The 437-nt window shown below is 54.2% G+C and carries 1 protein-coding gene; it reads right to left on the bottom strand.

Translation table 11 applies throughout. The annotated features are described in order from the left end of the window. On the bottom strand, positions 1-355 hold a 355-nt coding region (locus LZP73_RS19300), incomplete at its 3' end, for a TrbI/VirB10 family protein (RefSeq protein WP_442800764.1). Positions 356-437 lie beyond the last annotated feature (82 nt).

Raw genomic sequence — 437 nt, 5'->3', positions numbered from 1 at the left:
TCACCACTTCGCCCTTGATACCGTTTTTACCCCGGAAGCTGACATGCCCCTTAATCGGCATATCAATAGTTTTGCCGTCCTTCAGGCAGCTGATATTGCGGGTACGTACAATGGCACGCTCACTGGACACATCCCCCCAGGCTTCCAGACCCACAAAACATCCCGTTGCGTCATACGTCTTGCTGTTCGGCATTTCCACCAGGCCGGTGATACGCAGCTGCATCGGCACCGTGGATTCATTACCGGTGACAGAGGCATTGGCATCCGCCCCTTCAATCAGCATGGCTTTCGCAAAACTTCCTGACGGAATGTACGGCAGTGATGGTCCCTGTTTTCCCTCATTACGGGTAAACACCTTACGCTGTATCCGGTTAGGCACCGGCACAGACTGGTACGTCACCTGTGGTGGTGGCGTGACACCATTCCCGGGATAAAAC

This window comes from Shewanella sp. AS16 (genome assembly GCF_021412365.1).
Taxonomy (GTDB): Bacteria; Pseudomonadota; Gammaproteobacteria; order Enterobacterales; family Shewanellaceae; genus Shewanella; species Shewanella salipaludis.
The sequence above is the reverse complement of the archived record's forward strand: the minus strand, read 5'-3'. Positions and strand labels throughout refer to the sequence as shown.